General features: G+C 61.7%; 17 protein-coding genes. 15 read left to right on the plus strand and 2 right to left on the minus strand.

Annotation, left to right across the window (positions count from 1 at the left end):
• The first annotated feature begins 404 nt into the window (after positions 1-404).
• The 12 genes from BFP96_RS23990 to BFP96_RS24045 all read left to right on the plus strand — a co-directional run bounded on the left by BFP96_RS23990 (position 405) and on the right by BFP96_RS24045 (position 11,798).
• Positions 405-1,589: a thiolase family protein gene (locus BFP96_RS23990; RefSeq protein ID WP_065937135.1), complete on the plus strand. Its 1,185-nt coding sequence runs from the start codon at positions 405-407 to the stop codon at positions 1,587-1,589.
• A gap of 485 nt (positions 1,590-2,074) precedes the next feature.
• Entirely contained in the window at positions 2,075-2,596 is a 522-nt protein-coding gene (locus BFP96_RS23995) for a fimbrial protein (protein WP_240995392.1), read from the plus strand.
• Positions 2,597-2,647: 51 nt separating this feature from the next.
• On the plus strand, positions 2,648-3,208 hold the full coding sequence (locus tag BFP96_RS24000) for a fimbrial protein (RefSeq protein ID WP_065937136.1): 561 nt from the start codon (positions 2,648-2,650) through the stop codon (positions 3,206-3,208).
• A 20-nt stretch (positions 3,209-3,228) separates the two neighbouring features.
• Positions 3,229-5,832: an outer membrane usher protein gene (locus tag BFP96_RS24005; RefSeq protein WP_170876039.1), complete on the plus strand. Its 2,604-nt coding sequence runs from the start codon at positions 3,229-3,231 to the stop codon at positions 5,830-5,832.
• On the plus strand, positions 5,829-6,590 hold the full coding sequence (locus BFP96_RS24010) for a fimbria/pilus periplasmic chaperone (RefSeq protein WP_065937137.1): 762 nt from the start codon (positions 5,829-5,831) through the stop codon (positions 6,588-6,590). Before BFP96_RS24005 ends, BFP96_RS24010 begins: the two co-directional genes overlap by 4 nt.
• Before the next feature lie 17 nt (positions 6,591-6,607).
• On the plus strand, positions 6,608-7,189 hold the full coding sequence (locus BFP96_RS24015) for a fimbrial protein (RefSeq protein WP_065891668.1): 582 nt from the start codon (positions 6,608-6,610) through the stop codon (positions 7,187-7,189).
• Between the two features lie 10 nt (positions 7,190-7,199).
• Complete coding sequence (locus tag BFP96_RS24020; protein WP_065891661.1) at positions 7,200-7,682, plus strand: fimbrial protein; 483 nt, start codon at positions 7,200-7,202, stop codon at positions 7,680-7,682.
• A gap of 28 nt (positions 7,683-7,710) precedes the next feature.
• Positions 7,711-8,190: a fimbrial protein gene (locus tag BFP96_RS24025; protein ID WP_065891662.1), complete on the plus strand. Its 480-nt coding sequence runs from the start codon at positions 7,711-7,713 to the stop codon at positions 8,188-8,190.
• Between the two features lie 11 nt (positions 8,191-8,201).
• Positions 8,202-8,738 (plus strand): fimbrial protein, encoded by a 537-nt coding sequence (locus BFP96_RS24030; protein WP_065883286.1) that lies wholly within the window; start codon positions 8,202-8,204, stop codon positions 8,736-8,738.
• A 37-nt stretch (positions 8,739-8,775) separates the two neighbouring features.
• Positions 8,776-9,744 carry a fimbrial protein gene (locus tag BFP96_RS24035; protein WP_065891663.1) on the plus strand — a complete coding sequence of 323 codons (969 nt, stop codon included), beginning with the start codon at positions 8,776-8,778 and terminating at the stop codon, positions 9,742-9,744.
• A gap of 68 nt (positions 9,745-9,812) precedes the next feature.
• Entirely contained in the window at positions 9,813-10,769 is a 957-nt protein-coding gene (locus tag BFP96_RS24040; RefSeq protein WP_065891664.1) for a fimbrial protein, read from the plus strand.
• A 75-nt stretch (positions 10,770-10,844) separates the two neighbouring features.
• Positions 10,845-11,798: a DMT family transporter gene (locus BFP96_RS24045; RefSeq protein WP_065883282.1), complete on the plus strand. Its 954-nt coding sequence runs from the start codon at positions 10,845-10,847 to the stop codon at positions 11,796-11,798.
• 1,276 nt (positions 11,799-13,074) lie between these two features.
• Here BFP96_RS24045 and BFP96_RS24050 read toward each other — a convergent pair.
• Positions 13,075-14,463 carry a class II fumarate hydratase gene (locus BFP96_RS24050; RefSeq protein WP_065895472.1) on the minus strand — a complete coding sequence of 463 codons (1,389 nt, stop codon included), beginning with the start codon at positions 14,461-14,463 and terminating at the stop codon, positions 13,075-13,077.
• Between the two features lie 181 nt (positions 14,464-14,644).
• On the opposite strand from BFP96_RS24050, the gene BFP96_RS24055 reads away from it, so the two are divergent.
• The 3 genes from BFP96_RS24055 to BFP96_RS24065 all read left to right on the plus strand — a co-directional run bounded on the left by BFP96_RS24055 (position 14,645) and on the right by BFP96_RS24065 (position 18,582).
• The gene (locus BFP96_RS24055) at positions 14,645-15,163 is read left to right on the plus strand and encodes a DUF2059 domain-containing protein (protein WP_003175221.1); all 519 of its coding nucleotides are present in this window, start codon (positions 14,645-14,647) and stop codon (positions 15,161-15,163) included.
• 6 nt (positions 15,164-15,169) lie between these two features.
• Entirely contained in the window at positions 15,170-15,463 is a 294-nt protein-coding gene (locus BFP96_RS24060) for a BolA family protein (RefSeq protein ID WP_065933831.1), read from the plus strand.
• Positions 15,464-15,600: 137 nt separating this feature from the next.
• Positions 15,601-18,582, plus strand: coding sequence for an RHS repeat-associated core domain-containing protein (locus BFP96_RS24065; RefSeq protein ID WP_065937138.1), 2,982 nt, complete (start codon positions 15,601-15,603; stop codon positions 18,580-18,582).
• Between the two features lie 143 nt (positions 18,583-18,725).
• On the opposite strand, the gene BFP96_RS24070 is transcribed toward BFP96_RS24065, so the two are convergent.
• The coding region (locus BFP96_RS24070) for a toxin TcdB middle/C-terminal domain-containing protein (protein WP_305885265.1) at positions 18,726-20,606 on the minus strand (1,881 nt) is incomplete at its 5' end.

The raw sequence follows: 20,606 nt of genomic DNA on the forward strand, positions 1-20,606 counted from the left end.
ACCTGTGGGAGGGGGCTTGCCCCCGATGGCGGTGGGTCAGTTGCAACTGCATCGACTGACAGTCTGCCATCGGGGGCAAGCCCCCTCCCACATTTGATTTGTGCACATTAGATAGACTGCATTCGCCGAAACCGACAAGCACGACAAGAAGAAAAAGAAATAGCCTGAGCCTGACTCGATCCAACTGTGGGAGGGGGCTTGCCCCCGATGGCGGTGGGTCAGTTGCAACTGCATCGACTGACAGTCTGCTATCGGGGGCAAGCTCCCTCCCACATTGGATCTCTGCGCATCAGGTAGACCTCACACAGGCCTCCATGCTTTTGCATCCATGCAGTGAATGATCATCGCGGGCAGCCGGGCCCGGCTCTATTCTCGATCCACAACCACAAGATCGAGGTAGCCCCATGCGTGAAGTAGTGATTGTCGACAGTGTGCGAACCGGCTTGGCCAAGTCCTTTCGCGGCAAGTTCAACCAGACCCGGCCCGATGATATGGCGGCCCATTGCGTCAACGCGCTGCTGGCCCGCACCGGCATCGACCCGGCCACGGTGGAGGACTGCATTGTCGGTGCCGGTTCCAACGAGGGTGCCCAGGGCTACAACATCGGGCGCAACGTGGCGGTGCTGTCGCAACTGGGCACGGGGACGGCGGGCATGACCCTCAACCGTTTCTGCTCGTCAGGCTTGCAGGCGATTGCCATTGCCGCCAACCAGATCGCTTCGGGTTGCAGCGACATCATTGTCGCCGGCGGCGTGGAGTCCATCAGCCTGACCATGAAAAGCGTCAACACCGACCATCTGATCAACCCGCTGCTCAAGGAGCAGGTACCCGGCATTTATTTGCCTATGGGCCAGACCGCCGAAATCGTCGCGCGTCGCTATAACGTCAGCCGCGAGGATCAGGACCTGTACGCCCTGCAAAGCCAGCAGCGTACCGCGCAGGCGCAGGCGGATGGGTTGTTCAACGATGAAATCGTGCCGATGGCGGTCAAGTACACAGTCGAAGACAAGAATACCGGTGAAGTGCAGGTGCTCGATGGCGTGGTCGACCGCGACGACTGCAACCGCCCCGACACCACCCTGGCCAGCCTCAGTGGCTTGAAGCCGGTGTTTGCCGAAGACGGTTCGGTGACCGCGGGTAATTCGTCGCAGTTGTCCGACGGTGCGTCGATGACCCTGGTGATGAGCCTGGAAAAAGCCCTGGCGCTGGGGCTCAAGCCCAAGGCGTTCTTTCGCGGTTTTACCGTGGCCGGTTGCGAGCCGGACGAGATGGGCATCGGCCCGGTGTTCTCGGTGCCCAGGCTGCTCAGGGCCAAAGGCTTGCAGGTAGCGGATATCGACCTGTGGGAGCTCAACGAAGCGTTTGCCTCGCAGTGCCTGTATGCGCGTAACCGCCTGCACATCGACAACGCCAGATACAACGTCAACGGCGGTTCGATCTCCATCGGCCATCCGTTCGGCATGACCGGCTCGCGGCAGGTGGGACACCTGGTGCGCGAGTTGCAACGGCGCAACCTGCGTTACGGCATCGTCACCATGTGCGTGGGCGGCGGAATGGGCGCAACCGGGTTGTTTGAGGCCGTGCGTTAGGCCTTGCTTGACGCTTGCAACACACGCTGACGGGGGGAGCTTTGCTCCCCCTTTTTGCATCTGTCGTTCAGCGAATGTCTCGGCTCGCCGGTCAAATAGTTAGTTGCAAAGCCGCCGTGAAGTTTATTGTTTTAAAGTGCATGTAGCCTTATTCTTACAGCTCTCTCCGTTGTTAAATAATTCTCATCTAACTTAGATGTAGGTCTATTCCTTCAGCTGTTTTTAAAGTTTTGGCAAATGGCCATAATTTTCCCACAAGCCTTGATATACAAGGGCTACGCCATTAAGGGAAAGAGCTGGCTTACGACTTCAAGTGTGCAGTGGATACTTGCCCGGCGTTGAGCGTGATCCTGAAATGCAATACAAGAAGTTGGAAAAGCACTTCAGGAACTCCCTTCGACGCATAGGTCAAACCGCTCTTTCAATCAGCCCTGCGCCAATCGGTGGCAAGGCTCTTAATGACACTTGTAAGTGGGAATCTGTAGATGAAAATCAAAATGAAAACTGTGCTGTTGTCTGTCGGTCTGCTGGCGGGTTCGATGTCGATGGCGCACGGGGCGGATGGAACGGTGACGTTTATCGGGTCGGTCCACTCGGGTGCCTGCTCAATCAAGCCTGACTCCGTCGACCAAACCGTTCGCCTGGGTGCGATTGCAAAGCATCAGTTGCAAGCGGGTGGCAAATCGGAAGCCCGACGCGTGCTGATCGAACTGGAAGGTTGCGACCTGGCCGGCCTCACTGACAACACCGTCACCACGACCTTCACCGGCGCGCCCTCCACGGTAGTGCCCGGTGCGATCGGTACGGTCGGCGGTGCAGGCAACCTGGGCATCATGATGACCCATGGCGGTGCCCTCGTTAAGTTGGGTGTTCCTACCGCCCCGCAAGTCATCAGCGTGGGTGATAACACGCTGGAATTCGGGGCTTACGTCCAAGGCGCCGCCACTGGGGACATCGTTCCCGGCGACTTCAGCGCGGTCACCAATTTCACTTTGGCTTATCAGTAAGTTTCACCCCCGCCACCCGGTGTGGCGGGGGGACGCTGACGGGAGATCCAGGTGAACACATTCATACGTCTGGCTATCGCCTCTTCATTAACGACATTCATCAGCCCTTGTGCTGTCGCCCAGGCGACTGCGCAAGGCGATGGGGTCGTGCTGCTGGGAGGGGAAGTGGTTGATTCCGCCTGCGGGCTGGAGCTTGCCAGTATCGATCAAACCATCGAGATGCCGCCCGAGCCAGTGGGGCGGCTGTTGCGCAACACGCGGGGCGAAGACCATCCGTTTCAACTGCGTCTGGTCAATTGCTCGTTGAGCCGCCCGGACCCTTCGCGCCCAGGTGCAAGCCTGCCGGATTGGGAACACATGCGCGTGACGTTCGAAGGCCCTACCGACAGGGCAGGGCTCTCCTTCGCAGTGTCTGGCGACTCCCAGGGGGTGGCCTTGCACATCATCGACGCCGCCGGCCAGGAAAGCCTGCCGGGGCAACGCATGGCGCCGGTTCCGCTGGCCGAAGGTGACATGACACTCAACTACCGGTTTTTCCTGGTCGGCAACGGCTTGCCATTGGTGGTCGGGGCTCACAGTGCCGCAGTGCGGTTCAAGTTGGAATACTTTTGAACAGTGATGGACAGGCTTGCATGTTGAATACGTCGAAGATCAAAAAAACGCTGCGTCCCGGGCTGTTCGGCGGGTTGATGTCACTGGCAGGCACGGCGATGGGCGCTGGGGATATCGAGTTCAATACCGACGTTCTCGACCTGAGCGATCGCGCCAATATTGACTTGTCCCAATTTGCGCGCAGTGGATTCATTCTGCCGGGCACTTACTCGATGGCCGTGCACCTCAATGCCCAGCCTATTGCTGAGCAATCGGTGGCGTTCTATCCCCCCGATAACGACCCCAAGGGCAGCCAGGCCTGTTTGTCGAGCAGTCTGGTTGAACAACTGGGGCTGAAAGTGTCCGCGGCCGGCCAACGGCTGTGGTGGAAGGACGGCGAGTGCCTGGATATAACCAGCTTGCCCGGCATGGAGGTCAGGGGTGATTTGGCCACCTCTACCCTGAGCATCAACGTGCCCCAGGCCTACCTTGAATACAACGCTATCAATTGGGACCCGCCTTCCCGATGGGATGAAGGGGTGCCGGGGCTGCTGGTGGACTACAGCCTGACGGCGCAGTCCAATTACCAGCGCAACGATGGCCGGCGGCAAAACCTCAGCGGCAATGGCACCGTGGGCGCCAATGCCGGTGCCTGGCGGCTCAGGGCGGATTGGCAGGGGCGTGTGGAGAGCGGTCGGCAGGAGGCCGCCGGCCCGCAAAAGCTGGAATGGAGCCGCTACTACGCGTATCGCGCCATTCCCGCGTTGCAGGCGCGCCTGGTGGTGGGTGAGAACTATCTGTATTCGGACCTGTTCGACAGCTTCCGCTTTACCGGCGCCGCACTCAACTCGGATCAAAGCCAACTGCCCCCCAACTTGCGCGGTTACGCGCCGGAAGTGGTCGGTGTGGCCCGGACCAACGCCAAAGTCATCGTCAGCCAGCAGGGCCGTGTGCTCTACGAAACCCTGGTTGCGGCGGGCCCCTTTCGCATTCAGGACCTCAATGATGCGGTGACCGGCAAGCTGGATGTGCGGGTGGAAGAACAGGACGGTTCGGTGCATACCTTCCAACTCAATACCGCCGGTGTGCCTTACCTGACGCGCCCGGGCCAGGTCCGTTACAAACTGGCAAGCGGGCGACCGTCCAACCTTCAGACGGGCTCCGATGGTGCCGTCTTCGGTACCGGAGAGTTTTCCTGGGGCGTGAGCAATGGCTGGTCGTTGTTCGGTGGCGGTATCACCGATAACAACTATCGGGCGTTATCCGTGGGCGCCGGGCGGGACTTGCTGGCGTTCGGCGCCGTCTCGCTGGATGTCACGCAGTCGCGTGCCAACGTATGGAACGAGACGCTCTCGGGTAAATCCTACCGCCTTCAATATTCGAAGAACTTCGAAGAGTACGACAGCCAGGTGACCTTCGCCGGCTACCGCTTTTCCGAGAAGAACTTCCTGAGCATGAGTGAGTACCTGGATGCCCGGCATTACGGGTTGAACGGCGAACTCGGCGGGCGAGGGGATTATCGCGACCTCAACGAGGGTTGGAAGCCTATCGGTGGCAGCAAGGCGCTGTACACGGTGACGGTCAACAAGCAGTTCCGTGACCTGGGCGCCACTGTCTACGCCAGCTACAACAAGCAAACCTACTGGGACCGGCCGGACACGCACCGCTGGAACATGTCGCTGTCGCGCTACTTCAATGTGGGCACGGTCAAGAACATGAGTCTGTCCCTGAACATGTACCGCACCCAGGAATATAACTACAAGGACAACGGCATGGCGCTGACGGTCAGCCTGCCGCTGGGGCGTACCGGCACGCTGTCGCTGGACGCCAATCGAGCCGCCGGCAAAAACGGCTTTACCTCGCGCTACAGCGATCGCCTCGATGAGCGCAACAGCTACCAGCTCAGTGCCAGCGACACCTCCGCCAGCGGATACCTGAGCCATATGGGCGACAACGTCGACCTCGATGTGAGCGCCAGCAGGCAGCAAGGCGGTTCCAGCAGCCTCGGCGTCTCCGCGCGCGGCGGTGCCACGCTCACGGCCCAGGGTGCGGCGCTTCATCGAACTACCAGTACAGGCGGCACCCGCCTGATGGTCGATACCGCCGGTGTGCCCGATGTGCCGGTGCGCGGTTATGGCGCGCCGACCCGCAGCAATGCCTTCGGCAAAGCGGTGATTTCGGACATCAGCAGCTATCAGCGCACTGCCGCCAGTGTTGATCTGGAGCGTTTGCCGAGCAATGTCGAAGCCACTCAATCCGTCACGCAATTGACCCTCACCGAAGGCGCGATCGGTTATCGCTCGCTGGATGTGATTGCCGGTGAAAAGGCCATGGCGGTGCTGCGCCTGGCGGATGGCAGTTCGCCGCCTTTCGGCGCGACGGTGCAGAACCTCAAGCAACAGGACACCGGCATCGTGAATGACGGCGGCGAAGTCTACTTGAGCGGCATTCAGGCCGGCGAGCAGATGACCGTCAGTTGGGGCGGGGACGCGCGGTGCCTGCTCACGCTGCCGGCCACCTTGCCTGCCGATGGTTTGACCGATGCCCTGCAACTGCGCTGCCAGCCGGTAGCCGCCGATCCATCCCTGCCCGAGCCCGCCGGGCTGTCCGGCACGCCTATCGATACGGAGAACACAGCCTCATGATGCCTACTACACGTCGCCTCTTCCCAGCCTTCGCGCTGTTGGCCCTGGCCTTGAGCCAGAACGCCAACGCTGCCGTGGGCCTGGACCGTACCCGTGTGATTTTCGACGGTGGCAAAGACGCCACCAGCGTGAATATCACCAACAACAATACCCAGTTGCCCTATCTGGCCCAGGGCTGGATCGAGGATGAAACCGGCAAGAAAATCACCACGCCGTTGATTGTGCTGCCACCGGTCCAACGCCTGGAGCCGGGTAAACAAAGCCAGGTGAAGGTCCAGGCGTTGCCGGCGGCCAAGGCGCTGCCGCAGGATCGCGAGACGGTCTACTACTTTAACTTGAGGGAAATTCCGCCGCGCAGCGATAAGTCCAACACCCTGCAGATCGCGCTGCAGACCCGCATCAAGTTGTTCTACCGCCCGCAAGCCATCGAGCCGAGCCAACAGGACTTGTCCAACCCGTGGCAGGAAAAACTGACCCTGACCCGTGAAGGCGATCAATACCGGGTGAATAACCCTACGCCGTATTACGTGACGCTGGTGGATGCGCGGGACAGCAAGGACGGCAAAACCGTGCCGGGTTTCGTGCCGCTGATGGTTCCCCCCAAAGGCACCCTGGCCTTGGGCAGCACCGCCAAGGCGTTGGGCAGCAGCCCTTATCTGGCCTATGTGAACGACTACGGCGGTCGCCCGCTCCTGGCCTTCACCTGCACGGGGGACACTTGCACAGTGAACCGGCAGGCCGCGCCGGCGAATGAGTAATGGTGCGGGAGAACGTCATGACGTCGCAAAAAGTGAAAGTGCTGGGCGGCCTGTTATGGGCCTTGGCCATGGGCGCACAGGCCGCGGACGAGGAGGATATCGAAGGCATGAGCGGCATGCTCAATGTGCTCGGGTCCATGCACGAGTCGCCGTGCAGCCTGGAAATGACCTCGCTGCACCAGACCGTCGATCTGGAGGCCGTGTCGACCAGCCAGTTGCAACGGCCCGGTGACCAGGCGACGCCCAAGGCGTTTCAGCTGCGCTTCACCGACTGCCTGCGCACCGCCGGTCGTATACGCAATGAGCGTACGGGCAACCTGACCTGGAGCGCTTACCAACCGGTGCTGTCGGTCACGTTCGAGGCGCCGGCCGATGCCGACGATCCACGCCTGGTCAGAGTGCAGGGCATTACCGGCATGGGCCTGCAGTTGACCGATGCCCTCGGCCGCGACGTGCAGTTGGGCTCAAGGGGCCAGCCGCTGTTTTTGCCCGTGGGCCGCAATACCCAGACCTGGCATGTACGGCCTACGCGCACCGCTGCGCCGTTGACCAGCGGGGCATTCAGGGCGGTGGTGGATTTCAGGCTCACTTATGAGTAAGGGTGCAACGATGGCTAAATCAATCGGCTTGATCGCCACCGGCGTGTTGCTGGCGGTCAGCCAGGGCCTGCAGGCCGACACCAATTTGACCATTCGCGCGGTGATCATCGCGCCCCCGCCGTGCGTCATCAACGGTGGCAGCACGCTCGACGTACCGTTCGGCAATGACCTGCTGACGTCACGGGTCGATGGGGTCAATTACCGGCGAGGGGTGCCGTATACCGTCACCTGCGATTCGCCTTTCAGCAATGCGTTGAGTCTGGAGCTCAAGGGCACGGCGGCGGCGTTTGACAACCGCGCGCTCGCCACCCGCAAGGCGGACCTGGGCGTGCGGCTGTTCGTGAATGGCGCTGACTGGCCGCTCAATACCGCGGTGAATTTTACCTACCCCAATTTTCCCGTGGTGCAGGCGGTGCCGGTCAAACGTGCGGGCAGCCAGCTGACCGGCGGGGCCTTCGACGCGACCGCGACCCTGGTGGTCGATTACCAATGATGGTTACCGATAAAAAGAGGAACGACCCATGACAGCTTGGCAGCCGCGAGCGCTACTCGCCCTGTGTGCCATCGGCCTGTGCAGTGGCGCGTCGGCCAACTTGACGTTCAGTGGAACGCTGAACGAACCGCCTCCCTGCACGATCGATGCGGGCAACACCATCGAGATCGACTTTGGCGATGTCGGGGTAAAACGCGTCGATGGGGTGAGGTATCGCAGAGGCGTCGGCTACGTCATCAATTGCGGCGCCGACACCCTGCCGTGGGCATTGAAGCTGAGCGTCAACGGCACGCCCACGGCGTTCGACGGTTCAGCGGTGCAGACCAGCGTGCCTGCGTTGGGCATCCGGGTTTTTCAGAACAACCTGCCATTTGCACTCAATACGCCCATGGACATCACCTTGTCGTCACCGCCGACCCTTGAGGTAGTGCCGGTGCAACAGCCCGGAGCAACGTTGCCTCCCGCCAGGTTCACGGCGGTGGCCACGTTGTTGGCCGAATACCAGTAGGAGCTTATTCGATGCGATATCAAAGGGTTCAACAGGCAGGCCTGGCCGTTCTGCTCGCCGTCGGCCTGACCCCCGTGGGGCAGGCGGCGGACAATCTGCGTTTCAAAGGCAATCTGGTTGAAGAGGCCTGCACCCTGCGCCCCGGCGACGAGGCCATCACGCTGGAACTCTGGGACCTCACCAGCAAGTACCTCTATATCAACACGCGCTCGGTGGGTAAGCGTTTCAAGCTGCACCTGGAAGACTGCGATACCACGATCGGCAACTCGGTGACCATCACCTTCGGCGGTACGGAGAACAGAGAGCTTCGCGGCTTGCTCGCGCTGGACGGTGGCAGCGGTGCCTCGGGCATTGGTGTCGGCATGGAAACCCTGAGCGACAAACCCTTGCCCTTGAATACCGTCAGCGACAAACAGGTGTTGAGCGACGGCAGCAATGCCATCGAACTCAAGGCTTACGTGCAGGGCGAGCCGACCGCCATCAAGGATCAAACCATCGGGCACGGTGCCTACACGGTGACCTCAACTTTTACGCTGGACTATCCATAGGCTTTGGCTGGGGAGAGCAGAGCAACGAGAGATTAAAATGAAACGACTTTATGGCGCTATGGTGCTTCTTGTCCTGCTGAGTGTGGCCACGACCGTACGAGCGGCTGATTGCCGCGTTAATGGCGGTGGGTGGCAATACGTTGGCGACGGTGGGATTCTCAACCTGCAGGTCCCTGTCACCGTCCGAGTAGGCTCGGACAGCACTCGCCTGATCCTTGAAGGTGCATGGTTGGAGTGCCGATTCACTCCTTCGCCTGCCCACCCTACACGCATAGACTTTTGGGGAACCTCTGCACAGGCCGGCCCCCCTTGGGTGCCCGGCCCGAAGTTTACCCGGCAGGGTACCGGCTTACGTATCAACGGCGCGTTTTATAACACCCCGGTGCCGTTCGATATTCGGATCGCGACCATGCCAAACAACGGTGGGGGGTATCCCATCAATATAGCCCCCTACATTTTGCTGCGTAACGATCCGAGCAACCCTATCGAGGTTCGGATAGGGGATACCCTGGGCGCGTTGAACCTCCAGCAGACCAATAATTACAGTTCGGGAAGTACACGGCTGGTGCTCACGTACACGGCCGCGAATAACTTCGGCATCTCTCCATCCACCTGCACGATCAATAACAACAATCCGATCAATATCGACTTCGGCCCCGTCAACCAGCGAGCCATCGGGACTGACCCGCTGACAACATCCATCGTCAGCAACCGCAGGCTCACATATTCCTGCCCGCAAGGCGGTATTAATACACCCATCACCATCACCTACAAAGGCAGCCCGTCGTCATTCGATTCACGTGTGTTGCAGATGAACAATCCGGACGTGGGCACGGCTCTCGTCCGCGCGGGTTCAGCGGTACCTGTGAATGGTTCGTTCCTGACACATATCAGCAACAGCACAGGCGGGGACGATGTGACGTTTGCTCTCGTTCGACGCAACGGGTCGCTGCCGGCCGCCGGAGCCGTCAGCGGGAGCGGTGTGCTGGTGATGGGAGTGCCCTGATGCATAAGACCACGCCCGCTAGCACAGGGGGATACGCACTTTTTTTCAGATGTTCGAGAGAGTTCAAGATGAAACGACTATTTGGCGTCATGGTGGTGCTTGCCCTGACGAGTGTGAGCATGACGGCAATTGCCGTTGATTGCCGCATTAATGGCGGCGGGTGGATTACCGGCAATCCCAACATGCAGGTCCCGGTCACGGTGACGCTGAGTGCAGACCGTACCCGGATCATGATGGAAGGGGCGCGTCTGGAATGTCGGTACTCTCCAGGGCAGGGCCCGGCGTGGGGAGAGGACTACTGGGCTACCGGGAACGCGTCAGGCACACCTTGGACGCCCGGGCCGAAATTCAGCGGCCAAGGGACTGGCTTGCGCATCAATGGGTCGTTCTACAATACCCCGGTGCTCTCTGGCTTGAGAGTAGCGACCATGCCCAACAACGGGGTGGCTTACCCGATCAATATCACCCCGTACATATTGGTGCGTAACTTTCCGTCCAATCCGATCAGTATTCGGGCAGGCGACAATTTGGGGCTTTTGCGTCTTACCAGTTCGAACAATTGGGACGCCAGCCGACCGCAGCTGACCCTCACCTATACCGCCGCCAACAACTTCGATATTTCCCCATCAACCTGCACGATCAACAACAACACTCCCATCGAGATCAATTTTGGCAATGTGCACCAACGGGGGATAGGCACCGACCCGCTGACAACGTCCATCGTCAGCAATCGCAGGCTTACCTATTCCTGCCCGGACGGCGGTATCAACACACCCATCACCATCACGTACAAAGGCACCCGCACCGGGTTCGATTCGCGCCTGCTGCTGATGACCAATGCCGATGTGGGTACGGCCCTGGTGCGTAACGGGGCCGCCGTACCGGTCAACGGTTCGTTCCTGACCCGCATCACCAACAGCTCGGGCGCCGATGACGTGACGTTTTCCCTGGTACGTCGAGCCGGCTCGCTGCCGTCCGCCGGCGCCATCAGCGGCAGCGGGGTACTGGTGATGGGCGTGCCCTGAACACAGCGTGATACCCAAAGCGCACCGCATGCCCCTAGAATGCCGGTTCCACTTCCTCTGGCATCTGGGGCACTCATGCACATCTCTTCGGGCCGCTGGGTCTACGGTTTTCTCCTGACCCTGTTGACCGCGCTGCTCTGGGGCATTCTGCCGATCAAGCTCAAACAGGTACTGCAGGTGATGGACCCGATCACGGTGACCTGGTTTCGCCTGATCGTCGCGGGCAGTTGCCTGTTCATCTATCTGGCGTTCACGCGGCGCTTGCCCAGCCGCCGGGTACTTGGCCCCAGGGGCGGCTGGCTGGTGGCGATGGCCGTGTGCGGGCTGGTGGGCAACTACGTGTTGTATCTGGTGGGTTTGAAGATGCTCAGCCCCGGTACCGCGCAACTGGTGGTGCAGATGGGGCCGATTTTCCTGATGATCGCCAGCGTGTTTGTGTTCAAGGAGCGTTTCAGCCTTGGGCAGGGCGTGGGGTTGGTGGTGTTGATCATCGGCTTCGGGCTGTTTTTCAACCAGCGCCTGGTGGAACTGCTGACATCGATGGGGACTTACACCGCCGGGGTGCTGACGGTGCTGCTGGCGACCACCATCTGGATGTTTTACGCCTTGGGTCAGAAGCAGTTGCTGACGGTGTGGAATTCGCTGCAGGTGATGATGGTGATCTACCTCTCATGTGCGGTGTTGCTGACGCCTTGGGCGCACCCGTTGGAGGCGCTGCAACTGAGCCCGCTGCAAGGCTGGCTGCTGCTGGCGTGCTGCATGAATACCCTGGTGGCCTACGGCGCCTTTGCCGAAGCGCTGGCGCATTGGGAGGCGTCGCGGGTCAGTGCGACCCTGGCCTTGACGCCATTGGTGACCTTTGTGGCGGTGGCACTGGCAGCGTGGTTGTGGCCGGAGTTTGTGCAGGCCGAAGCGATCAACGCGTTGGGGTATTTTGGCGCGTTGGTGGTGGTGATGGGCTCGGCGATGGTGGCGTTGGCGCCGTCGCTGGTGGCGGGGCTCAAGGCTCGGCGTGCGCGGTTGGTCTAGGGGTATGGAGAGCCAACTGTGGGAGGGGGCTTGCCCCCGATGGCGGCCTCGGGGCTGGCCGGGATGTTGGATTGGGTTGAGTACATATCCGTTTCTGCGGTAACGGCTACTTAGGGTTCCGCCCTGACGGCGGGTCACTTTGGAAAAGCCCCAAAGTAACCAAAGGGCTCTTGCCCCACCACTCGGCACCTCGCTCATGCTCGGTGTGCCCGAACGCAGGCTTGAATCCGTGGGCCGCCGCAATGGGCCATCCATGGCCCAGTGCGGCTAACCCGGCGTCCTGCCGGGTTGCCCACGGATTCAAGCCTGCGTTCGGCCAGCGTGGTTTAACGGGGCGCCTGAGATCAACAGCAGATCAAAAGCACAAGCGCGGCGGCCTTGGAGTCGACCGGTGTTTTGTGCCGAGCCCGGTGAAAATGTGGGAGGGGGCTTGCCCCCGATGGCGGCCTCGGGGCTGGCCGGGATGTTGGATTGGAACGAGTACATATCCGTTTCTGCGGTAACGGCCACTTAGGGTTCCGCCCTGACGGCGGGTCACTTTGGAAAAGCCCCAAAGTAAACGCTCTTGCCCCACCACTCGGCACCTCGCCTAGGCTCGGTGTGCCCGAACGCAGGCTTGAATCCGTGGGCCGCCGCAATGGGCCATCCGTGGCCCAGTGCGGCTAACCCGGCGTCCTGCCGGGTTACCCACGGATTCAAGCCTGCGTTCGGCCAGCGTGGTTTAACGGGTCGCCTGAGATCAAAAGCAAAAGCGCGGCGGCCTTGGAGCCGACCGGCATCATTTGCCGGTCCGCGATCCAAATGTGGGAGGGGGCTTGCCCCCGATGGCGGCCTCGGGGCTGGCCGGGATGTTGGATTGGAACGGGTACATATCCGTTTCTGCGGTAACGGCCACTTAGGGTTCCGCCCTGACGGCGGGTCACTTTGGAAAAGCCCCAAAGTAACCAAAGGGCTCTTGCCCCACCACTCGGCACCTCGCTTGGGCTCGGTGTGCACTCTCTCCGGCCAGCGTGGTTTAACGGGGCGCCTAGGATCAAAAGCAGATCAAGATCAAGAGCGGCTCGCTTCGCATCGTGGAGTGGTGTGGGTACCTATGCCAGTCAGTTAAGCGTACACCGCCCTCTGTAGGAGCGAGGGGGGCGCCTAGCTCTTGCTCGCGAAAAACGTCAACGATAACGCGTGCTTCCTGAATAAACGCGGTGCCTGTGAGTTTTTCGCGAGCAAGCTCGCTCCTACAATGGGTATTAGGGCAAGCCTCTCTGCCAACCTTGGGTTCTCAGTGCCCGGCCTCCAGCATGTTTTCCGGGCGTACCCACTGGTCGAACTCTGCGTCGGTGAGGTAGCCCAGTTCCAGCGCCGCTTCCCGCAGGGTCAGCCCTTCGGCATAGGCTTTCTTGGCGATCTGTGCGGATTTGTCATAGCCGATATGCGGGTTGAGGGCGGTCACCAGCATCAGCCCACGTTCCAGGTGTTCGGCCATCTGTTCGGCGTCAGGCTCCAGGCCGGCGATGCAGTGTTCCTGGAAGTTGTTGCAGCCATCAGCGAGCAGGCGGATCGATTCCAGCAGGTTGTGGATGATCACCGGCTTGTACACGTTCAACTGCAAATGCCCTTGGCTTGCGGCGATGCCGATGGTCACGTCATTGCCGAGTACCTGGCAGGCCAGCATCGACAGGGCTTCGCACTGGGTCGGGTTGACCTTGCCGGGCATGATCGAACTGCCCGGCTCGTTGGCTGGCAATTTGACTTCTGCCAACCCCGCGCGCGGGCCGGAGCCGAGCAGGCGCAGGTCGTTGGCGAGCTTCATCAGGGCCACGGCGAGGGTTTTCAGTGCGCCGTGCAAGGTCACCAACGGCTCATGGCCGGAGAGGGCGGCGAATTTGTTCGGCGCGGTGACGAACGGCAGTCCCGACAGCGCGGCCAGTTCGGCGGCAATCGCTTCGCCAAAGCCATGGGGGGAGTTGAGCCCGGTGCCCACGGCGGTGCCGCCCTGGGCCAGCTCGCACACGGCGGGCAGGGCGCTGCGGATGGCGCGTTCGGCGTAGTCGAGTTGGGCGATGAACGCCGAGAGCTCCTGGCCGAAGGTGATCGGCGTGGCGTCCATCATGTGGGTGCGGCCGGTCTTGACCAGCTTCATGTGCCGCGCCGCCAGCTCCGCCAGGCCGCCGGACAGCACGGTGATGGCCGGCAACAGCTGCTCGTGCACGGCCTTGACGGTGGCAATGCTCATGGCGGTGGGGAAGCAGTCGTTGGAACTCTGGGAACGGTTGACGTGGTCGTTGGGGTGCACCGGGCTCTTGCCGCCACGGTTGCCGCCGGCCAGTTCATTGGCGCGGCCGGCAATCACTTCGTTGGCGTTCATGTTGCTCTGGGTGCCGCTGCCGGTCTGCCATACCACCAGGGGGAACTGGTCGTCATGCTGGCCGTCGAGAATTTCGTCGGCGGCCTGTTCGATCAGACGGGCGATATCGGCCGGCAGGTCGCCGTTGCGGTCGTTGACCCGGGCGGCAGCCTTCTTGATCAACGCCAGGGCATGCAGCACCGCCAGCGGCATGCGCTGCTCGCCGATGGCAAAATTCACCAGCGAACGTTGGGTCTGGGCGCCCCAGTAAGCGTCATCCGGGACGTGGACTTCTCCCAGGCTGTCGGTTTCGATACGGCTCATCGGGCACACTCCTTCAGGTTCGTTTGCGCAGTTTAGGCTGTGATTGGCCAAGGGGGTTCCCTAAAAGACGTTTCATCGATCAAACCACACCCGACGCGGCCCGGGGTTGAGCCGCGAGGTTTTTTAGGCGCAGAATGGGCGCCCTTGGGGTCTTACCTCGCCAGCTAGAAAAGGAAACTCGATGACTCGTCTTCGTGCCATCTGTACCGCGGTTGCTCTGGTTTGCGCCAGCGGCCAGGTTTTTGCCGATACCGCCAGCCACAACGCCAGTGCCGAAGCCTTCCTTACCCTGGCCCACGCTGACAAGCTGGGTACCCCGGTGTACATGCAAGTGCAACAAATGTTCGCCCAGCGTTTCGAGCAGACCAAGGCGCCTGCCGCCAAACAGTCCGTACTCGACAGCTACCAGGCCAAGGCCAACGCTGCTCTGGACCAAGCCATCGGCTGGCCGAAGCTGAAACCGGACATGGTCAAGCTCTACACCACCAACTTCAGCGAATCGGAGCTCAAGGACCTGGTGGCGTTCTACCAGTCGCCTCTGGGCAAGAAAGTCCTGGAAAAAATGCCGCAGCTGACCCAGCAATCGGCCCAGATGACCCAGGCCAAGCTGGAAAGCGCGGTACCGGTGGTGAACAAGCTGTTGGAAGACATGACCAACGAGCTGGCGCCAAAAGCCGCCGCACCGGCCAAGAAGAAGTAAGCAGCAATGACTATGCAACAGCGTATCGAAACGGCGCTTGCCGCCCTGACCCCGGATCACTTGAGTGTGCTGGACGAGAGCCACATGCACAGCCGTGGGTTGCAGACCCACTTCAAGGCCGTGCTGGTCAGCCAGCAGTTCGAGGGGCTTAATCGCGTCAAGCGCCACCAGAAGGTCTATGCCACCCTGGGTGACCTGATGAGCGAGTTTCATGCGCTGGCGCTGCATACCTACACGCCTGAGGAATGGGCGAAGGTCGACGCGGCACCGGCTTCGCCGACCTGCGCCGGCGGGCATTGAGCGCAGCCTCGACCCGCGCGAGCGGGTCGGGGCGATGCCAGTACCCGGACACACAAAAAATCCTCCAGCACCACCTTGCTTCCCCCCGCATCCCTAGGCTTTCAGGACTACTTATTCAGCAATAAGGTCTTGAGGTCATGTCTTATTCCATCCATCGACACACACCGTCCCTGGCGGCCATCGACCCGCGCGGGTTGATCGTGCGCAACATTGATTACCACCGCGCCAGCGCGGAGGATCAAGCGCAGGTGCGCATTCATCGTCAGGTCTTTGGCAGTACGGGCCTGATGATTGAACAATGGGACCCCCGCCTGTTGCAGTTGTCGCGCTCAAAACCTGGCACTGCGCCCAATCAACGCACGGTTTACAGCCTTGGCGGGCACGCGTTGCGCACCGACAGCGTGGATGCCGGCCGGCGGCTGACGCTTATAGGGCAGGCCGGGCAGGTACTGGACGAATGGGATGGACGGGGCGCTCACCAGGCTCATCACTACGATCGATATCTGCGACCGGTTGCCGTCTTCGAGCAGGCGGCCAGTGACGGGCAAGCGCTGTGCGTCGAGCGTCTTGCCTATGCTTCATCGTCCAGTGAAGAGGCCTCACGCAACCGCTGTGGCCGGGTGGTTCGCCACGATGACGGCGGCGGTTCGCTGTTCCACGAGGCCTATGGGCTGCACGCGGAGGTCACGCAGCAGGCCCGACGTTTTCGACAGGCGGGCGCTGCGTTGGATTGGCCGCAGCCCGATGCACAGCGCGAGGCGCGCCTGGAGGCCGACAGGTTCCAGACCACCATTGGGTTCAATGCGCTGGGTGAGCGCCTGCATCACACGGACGCCAAGGGCAATCGCTTCGACTACACCTACGGCCTTGACGGCCAACCGGCGAGTATCTTTGTAACGCCCAGGGCCGGCGTGCGTACGCAGGTGCTGGGCCAGCGCCGTTACAACGCAGCGGGCCAGGTGCTCAGCGAACGCGCCGGCAACGGCGTGGTGCGCGCCATGCAATACCGTGAGTTCGATGGTCGCTTGCGGCAAATGACGGCCCGTTTGCACGCAGGCGCAGCGCTGCAAGACCTGCGCTATGAGTATGACAACGTGGGTAACGTCGTGCGCATCGACGACCTTGCCCAGCCGACGCAATGGTCCAGCAACACGCGCATCAGTTCGGCCAGCCTCTACGCGTACGACACGTTATCGCAACTGATCACGGCCACCGGCCGCGAAACCGCCGGCAACACGGGCGGCCCGGCATTACCGGCAATGGTGGCGTTTGGCTCGACTGACGACAGCGTATGGCGTCGCTACACCCAGCGGTTGCGCTATGACGCTGCCGGCAATTTGCTCGAGATGCAGCACCTGCCCAGCAGCGGCACAGGCTTCACGCGGCAGATGAGCGTGGCCGCGGGCAGCAATCATTTTCTGCCGCAGGCCGATGGCAAGACCGCACCGGGGTTGGGGCAAGGCTTTGACCGTAATGGCAACCTGCAAGTGTTGGCAGGCGAGCAGAAGATGGACTGGGATGTGCGCAATCAACTGGTGCGCCTGACGCAGGTGCGGCGCGAGGGGGGTAATGACGATCAAGAGCACTACGCCTACGATGCCGCGGGCCAGCGCATTCTCAAGCGTCGGGTCTCCCAGGCCCGTGGCGTGATGCATACCGCCGAGGTGCGCTACCTGCCGGGACTGGAAATCCGCCATGACAGCGCAACGGGTGAGCAACTGAATGTTCTCAACCTCGATGCCGGTACGACCACCGTCCGCGTTCTGCTGTGGGATCGCCACCCTTCGGGAGTGGGTCAGGCCACGCAGATCCGTTATGGCTTGTCGGACCACTTGGGCAGCAATTGCCTGGAACTGGGCGAGCAGGCGCAATTGCTCAGTCAGGAAAGTTATTACCCCTACGGCGGGACCGCGTGGCGGGCGGCGAGAAATGCCAGCGAGGCGAGCTACAGCTTCATCCGTTATTCGGGTAAGGAGCGCGATGCCAGCGGGCTGTCCTACTACGGCTTCAGGTATTACGCAGCGTGGTTAGGCCGTTGGATCAGCCCTGACCCGATCGGCGATGCCGATGGCTTGAATCTGTACGCGATGGTCGGCGGTAACCCGGTCACCCACGTCGACGCGCAAGGCCTGGTCGGCGCATCGGCGTTGGAGGCACCCCAGGATAAACAAATACGCAGGCTCTCCTTCAGCCGCAGGCTCGCGACGATGGGGCGGATTATCCGCCCGAGGATACAGGCCGCGTCGTCGGCCGCGATTCGCGATGGTTTATCCACCTATATCGCCAATGTCATCGCGACGGGCGTTGATCTGGCGGTATTCGGCAACCTTGAGCCCACGCCGCAGCGCAATCAGATTGTGCGCTATACCGTCGCGTCGCTGGATGCCCTGACCACGATGCATATGAGCACCGGTGTCGTCGGTAACTGGACCCGTCTTGCACCACAGATCGGGGTTATTTCGGCAGCTGTGGCGGGTATTGGTTACGCCTATCACGCTGACACGCCGAGCGCTCAAGCCGGGGAACGCTGGGACCCCGTGGCGGTGCAGCGATTGAGCGGGCATATCCGCTCGCTCTCCAGGGAACTGGTGCAGCAGATCATGCGTGGGCATGGTACCGGCGCCTCCTGGGGCAGCACACCGCTGCGGGCCAGGGTCGGCCGAACCGCCGGCGCGACGGCGGCGTACGCCGTTGCAACGATCGCCAACGCCGTCTACGGCGGGGAAGTGCCTGCGCTGATGCAACCCAATGTGTCACCCGCGATTGAAGCCTACGATGCAGCGATGGGAACGCTTACGCGCAGTGGTCATCCCACGACGGTCCACGATCACCATGGGCTGACCGTGCAGACACCGGACCCTGTTGGGTTGATGCACGGCGGGCTGAGCAGAATGTTCAATCAGGTATGGACGTATTGGGCGGCAACCGGGGTCGAGGCATTGGCCGTGGCGCTGACGGGCCTGCCCCAGGCCGCGCAAAGCCGCACCACGCGAACGATTGTGATGGTGGCCCGCGGCGTGATTGCATCATTGACCGAATGGCGCGGCTTCGTCGTGGCGTTTGCCCGGCGCGGGTACACACACCTGGCGTCGAACTGGCGCGCCGCCCCGCGATCCTGACGGGAGCACCATCAGGCAGACGATCGTTCCCACGCTCCGCGTGGGAATGCCGCCCTGGACGCTCTGCGTCCGCTCTTGAAGTCGTGACGCAGAGCGTCACAGGCTGCGTTCCCACGCAGAGCGTAGGAACGATCAGCGATCAGTCAGTTCAGCTCTTCATAGGTGTCGTTTTCGTCCTCATTGACGGTGTACCAGGCCCAATAGGTGGTACGCCGCATGAACCCTCCTGCCGTCAGTGTCCGGGTCGGGCGTCCCAGGGGGTCGTACCATTGCCGGTCGCTGTGGCCCAGTTCGCGCATGGCGTGGTCATTGACATAGGCGTGGCTGTTGGTGAAGTAGGCGCGGTAGACCCGTATGACCAAGCCCTTGTTGTTGTATTCGACACGTTCGCTGACGCGCCAGCGGGGGTCGGCCTGCACGTGGCGCAGCTGTTTCTTCACAGTGCCGGCGGCATCCGGCACGTCGTCGACCCACAGATCGCCCTTGGCGTCGACCGCGTGGGCCGGGCCCGGTTCGGTCTTCTGCCGAGTCTGCAACGAACGACCGAAGCCATCCCAGCAGGTCAGGGTCATGCGAATCTGGCGTTCGGCATCGCCGGGGTAACGGTCGGCTTGCAACATGAGCCCATGGACCGGCGTGCGGCTGGCCTTGTCGATCAACGCCTTGAGTTGTTTTTCGCTGTCGCCGAGGGTGTGACGAGCAGCACTCAAGCGCGCCCGTGCGCCCATGCGGATATGCCCGCCGGGGAGCAGGTAGGCCTTGCTGATCCACTCGGGCTTGACCAGGGCCAGGTCGATACTGCCCATCCAACTGAACGGGGCGTAGCAGTGCGCGCTGGCCATGTCTTGCAACACGCTGTGCGCCTGTTCGATGGCCGACCCGGGCGTGACATCATGGCGCGGGCGGTCGCTTTGCAGGTCGGCGAAGCCCACCCTGAGGTTCTGTTCATGGCCGTGGAAACTGCTGGCGAGCAACTGCCCGAAACCGTCATAACGCGCTTCTTGAACAGTGCCATTGGGGTCGACGATTTTTGTCGGCAGCAGCAATTGATAGTCGTATTCGGCGGTGGTCACACAGCCGTCGGGTGTTTTTACCAGCAGGGTCTGCAGTGAGTAGGGGTCATACTGGAGTGTCGTTTCGCCGTGAGCCTCGGTGGCCCGCAGCGCCCTCAACCGACAAAACCGGCTGGGCTTGTCATAGCGGGGAAAGTGGCGGCGTATCGACCACAGGCGATTTTGCGCGGGCGCCACCTCGCCGTCGAACAGGAAAAACATCGCCATGGTGTGATAGCCACTGTCGGTGAGCTTTTGCACCAGGTCCACCCTGGGTTGGTTGGGCATGCTCGGAATGTCGTTGTAGACGCTCAGGGCCTGGTCATCCAGCTCGGCGGTTTCCAGGTAGTCAGGCAATGCCTGGGCCGTGGCGACGCCGGGTTCCAGGGTTTTGCCGAAACCACCGGCCTGCCGGTAGTGCTGGCGCGACAAGCCGCTCAGCGTGCGCCCGGCGCCTGCCGCCAACGGCCCGTCGCGGGTGTCGATGAACACCTCATAGGCGATACGCGCTGGGTCCAGCCCACCAGGTGCCGGCGCCTTGCCGAGCACCAGGGCGTTATGTCGTTGGCGGTAGGGCAAGGCCAGACGCCACTGCTGTGTGTGGTCCAGATGAATCGGCTCTGCCAGGGTTTCGCTCAGGTAATAGGACTGTTGCGCGTCGTCATGGGTATCGCGCCACCAGCGCTGCTGGTGCTCATCCACCAGCACGGCGGGCGGCGGACTGGCGGCGGTGGTGCGGCGGGCGTAATGCAGGGTCACGCCATGCACCAGGCAACCATAGGCGTCCCAGCGCAGGTTGATCTGGTGCTGGCAGACCGGATCGTCCGCCACGCCTTCATATTGGTAGCTGATCGACTCCAGGGCCAATGGCAGCAATCGCGCGTAAGGCGTATGGGGGCTGGGCGGCGCCAGTTCACGCACCAGGTAGCGCTGGTGTTTGATGGAATAGGGCACCGCATCGTGCGCCCCGCC

It is taken from the genome of Pseudomonas sp. 34 E 7 (assembly GCF_900005715.1).
GTDB classification, from domain to species: domain Bacteria; phylum Pseudomonadota; class Gammaproteobacteria; order Pseudomonadales; family Pseudomonadaceae; genus Aquipseudomonas; species Aquipseudomonas orientalis_A.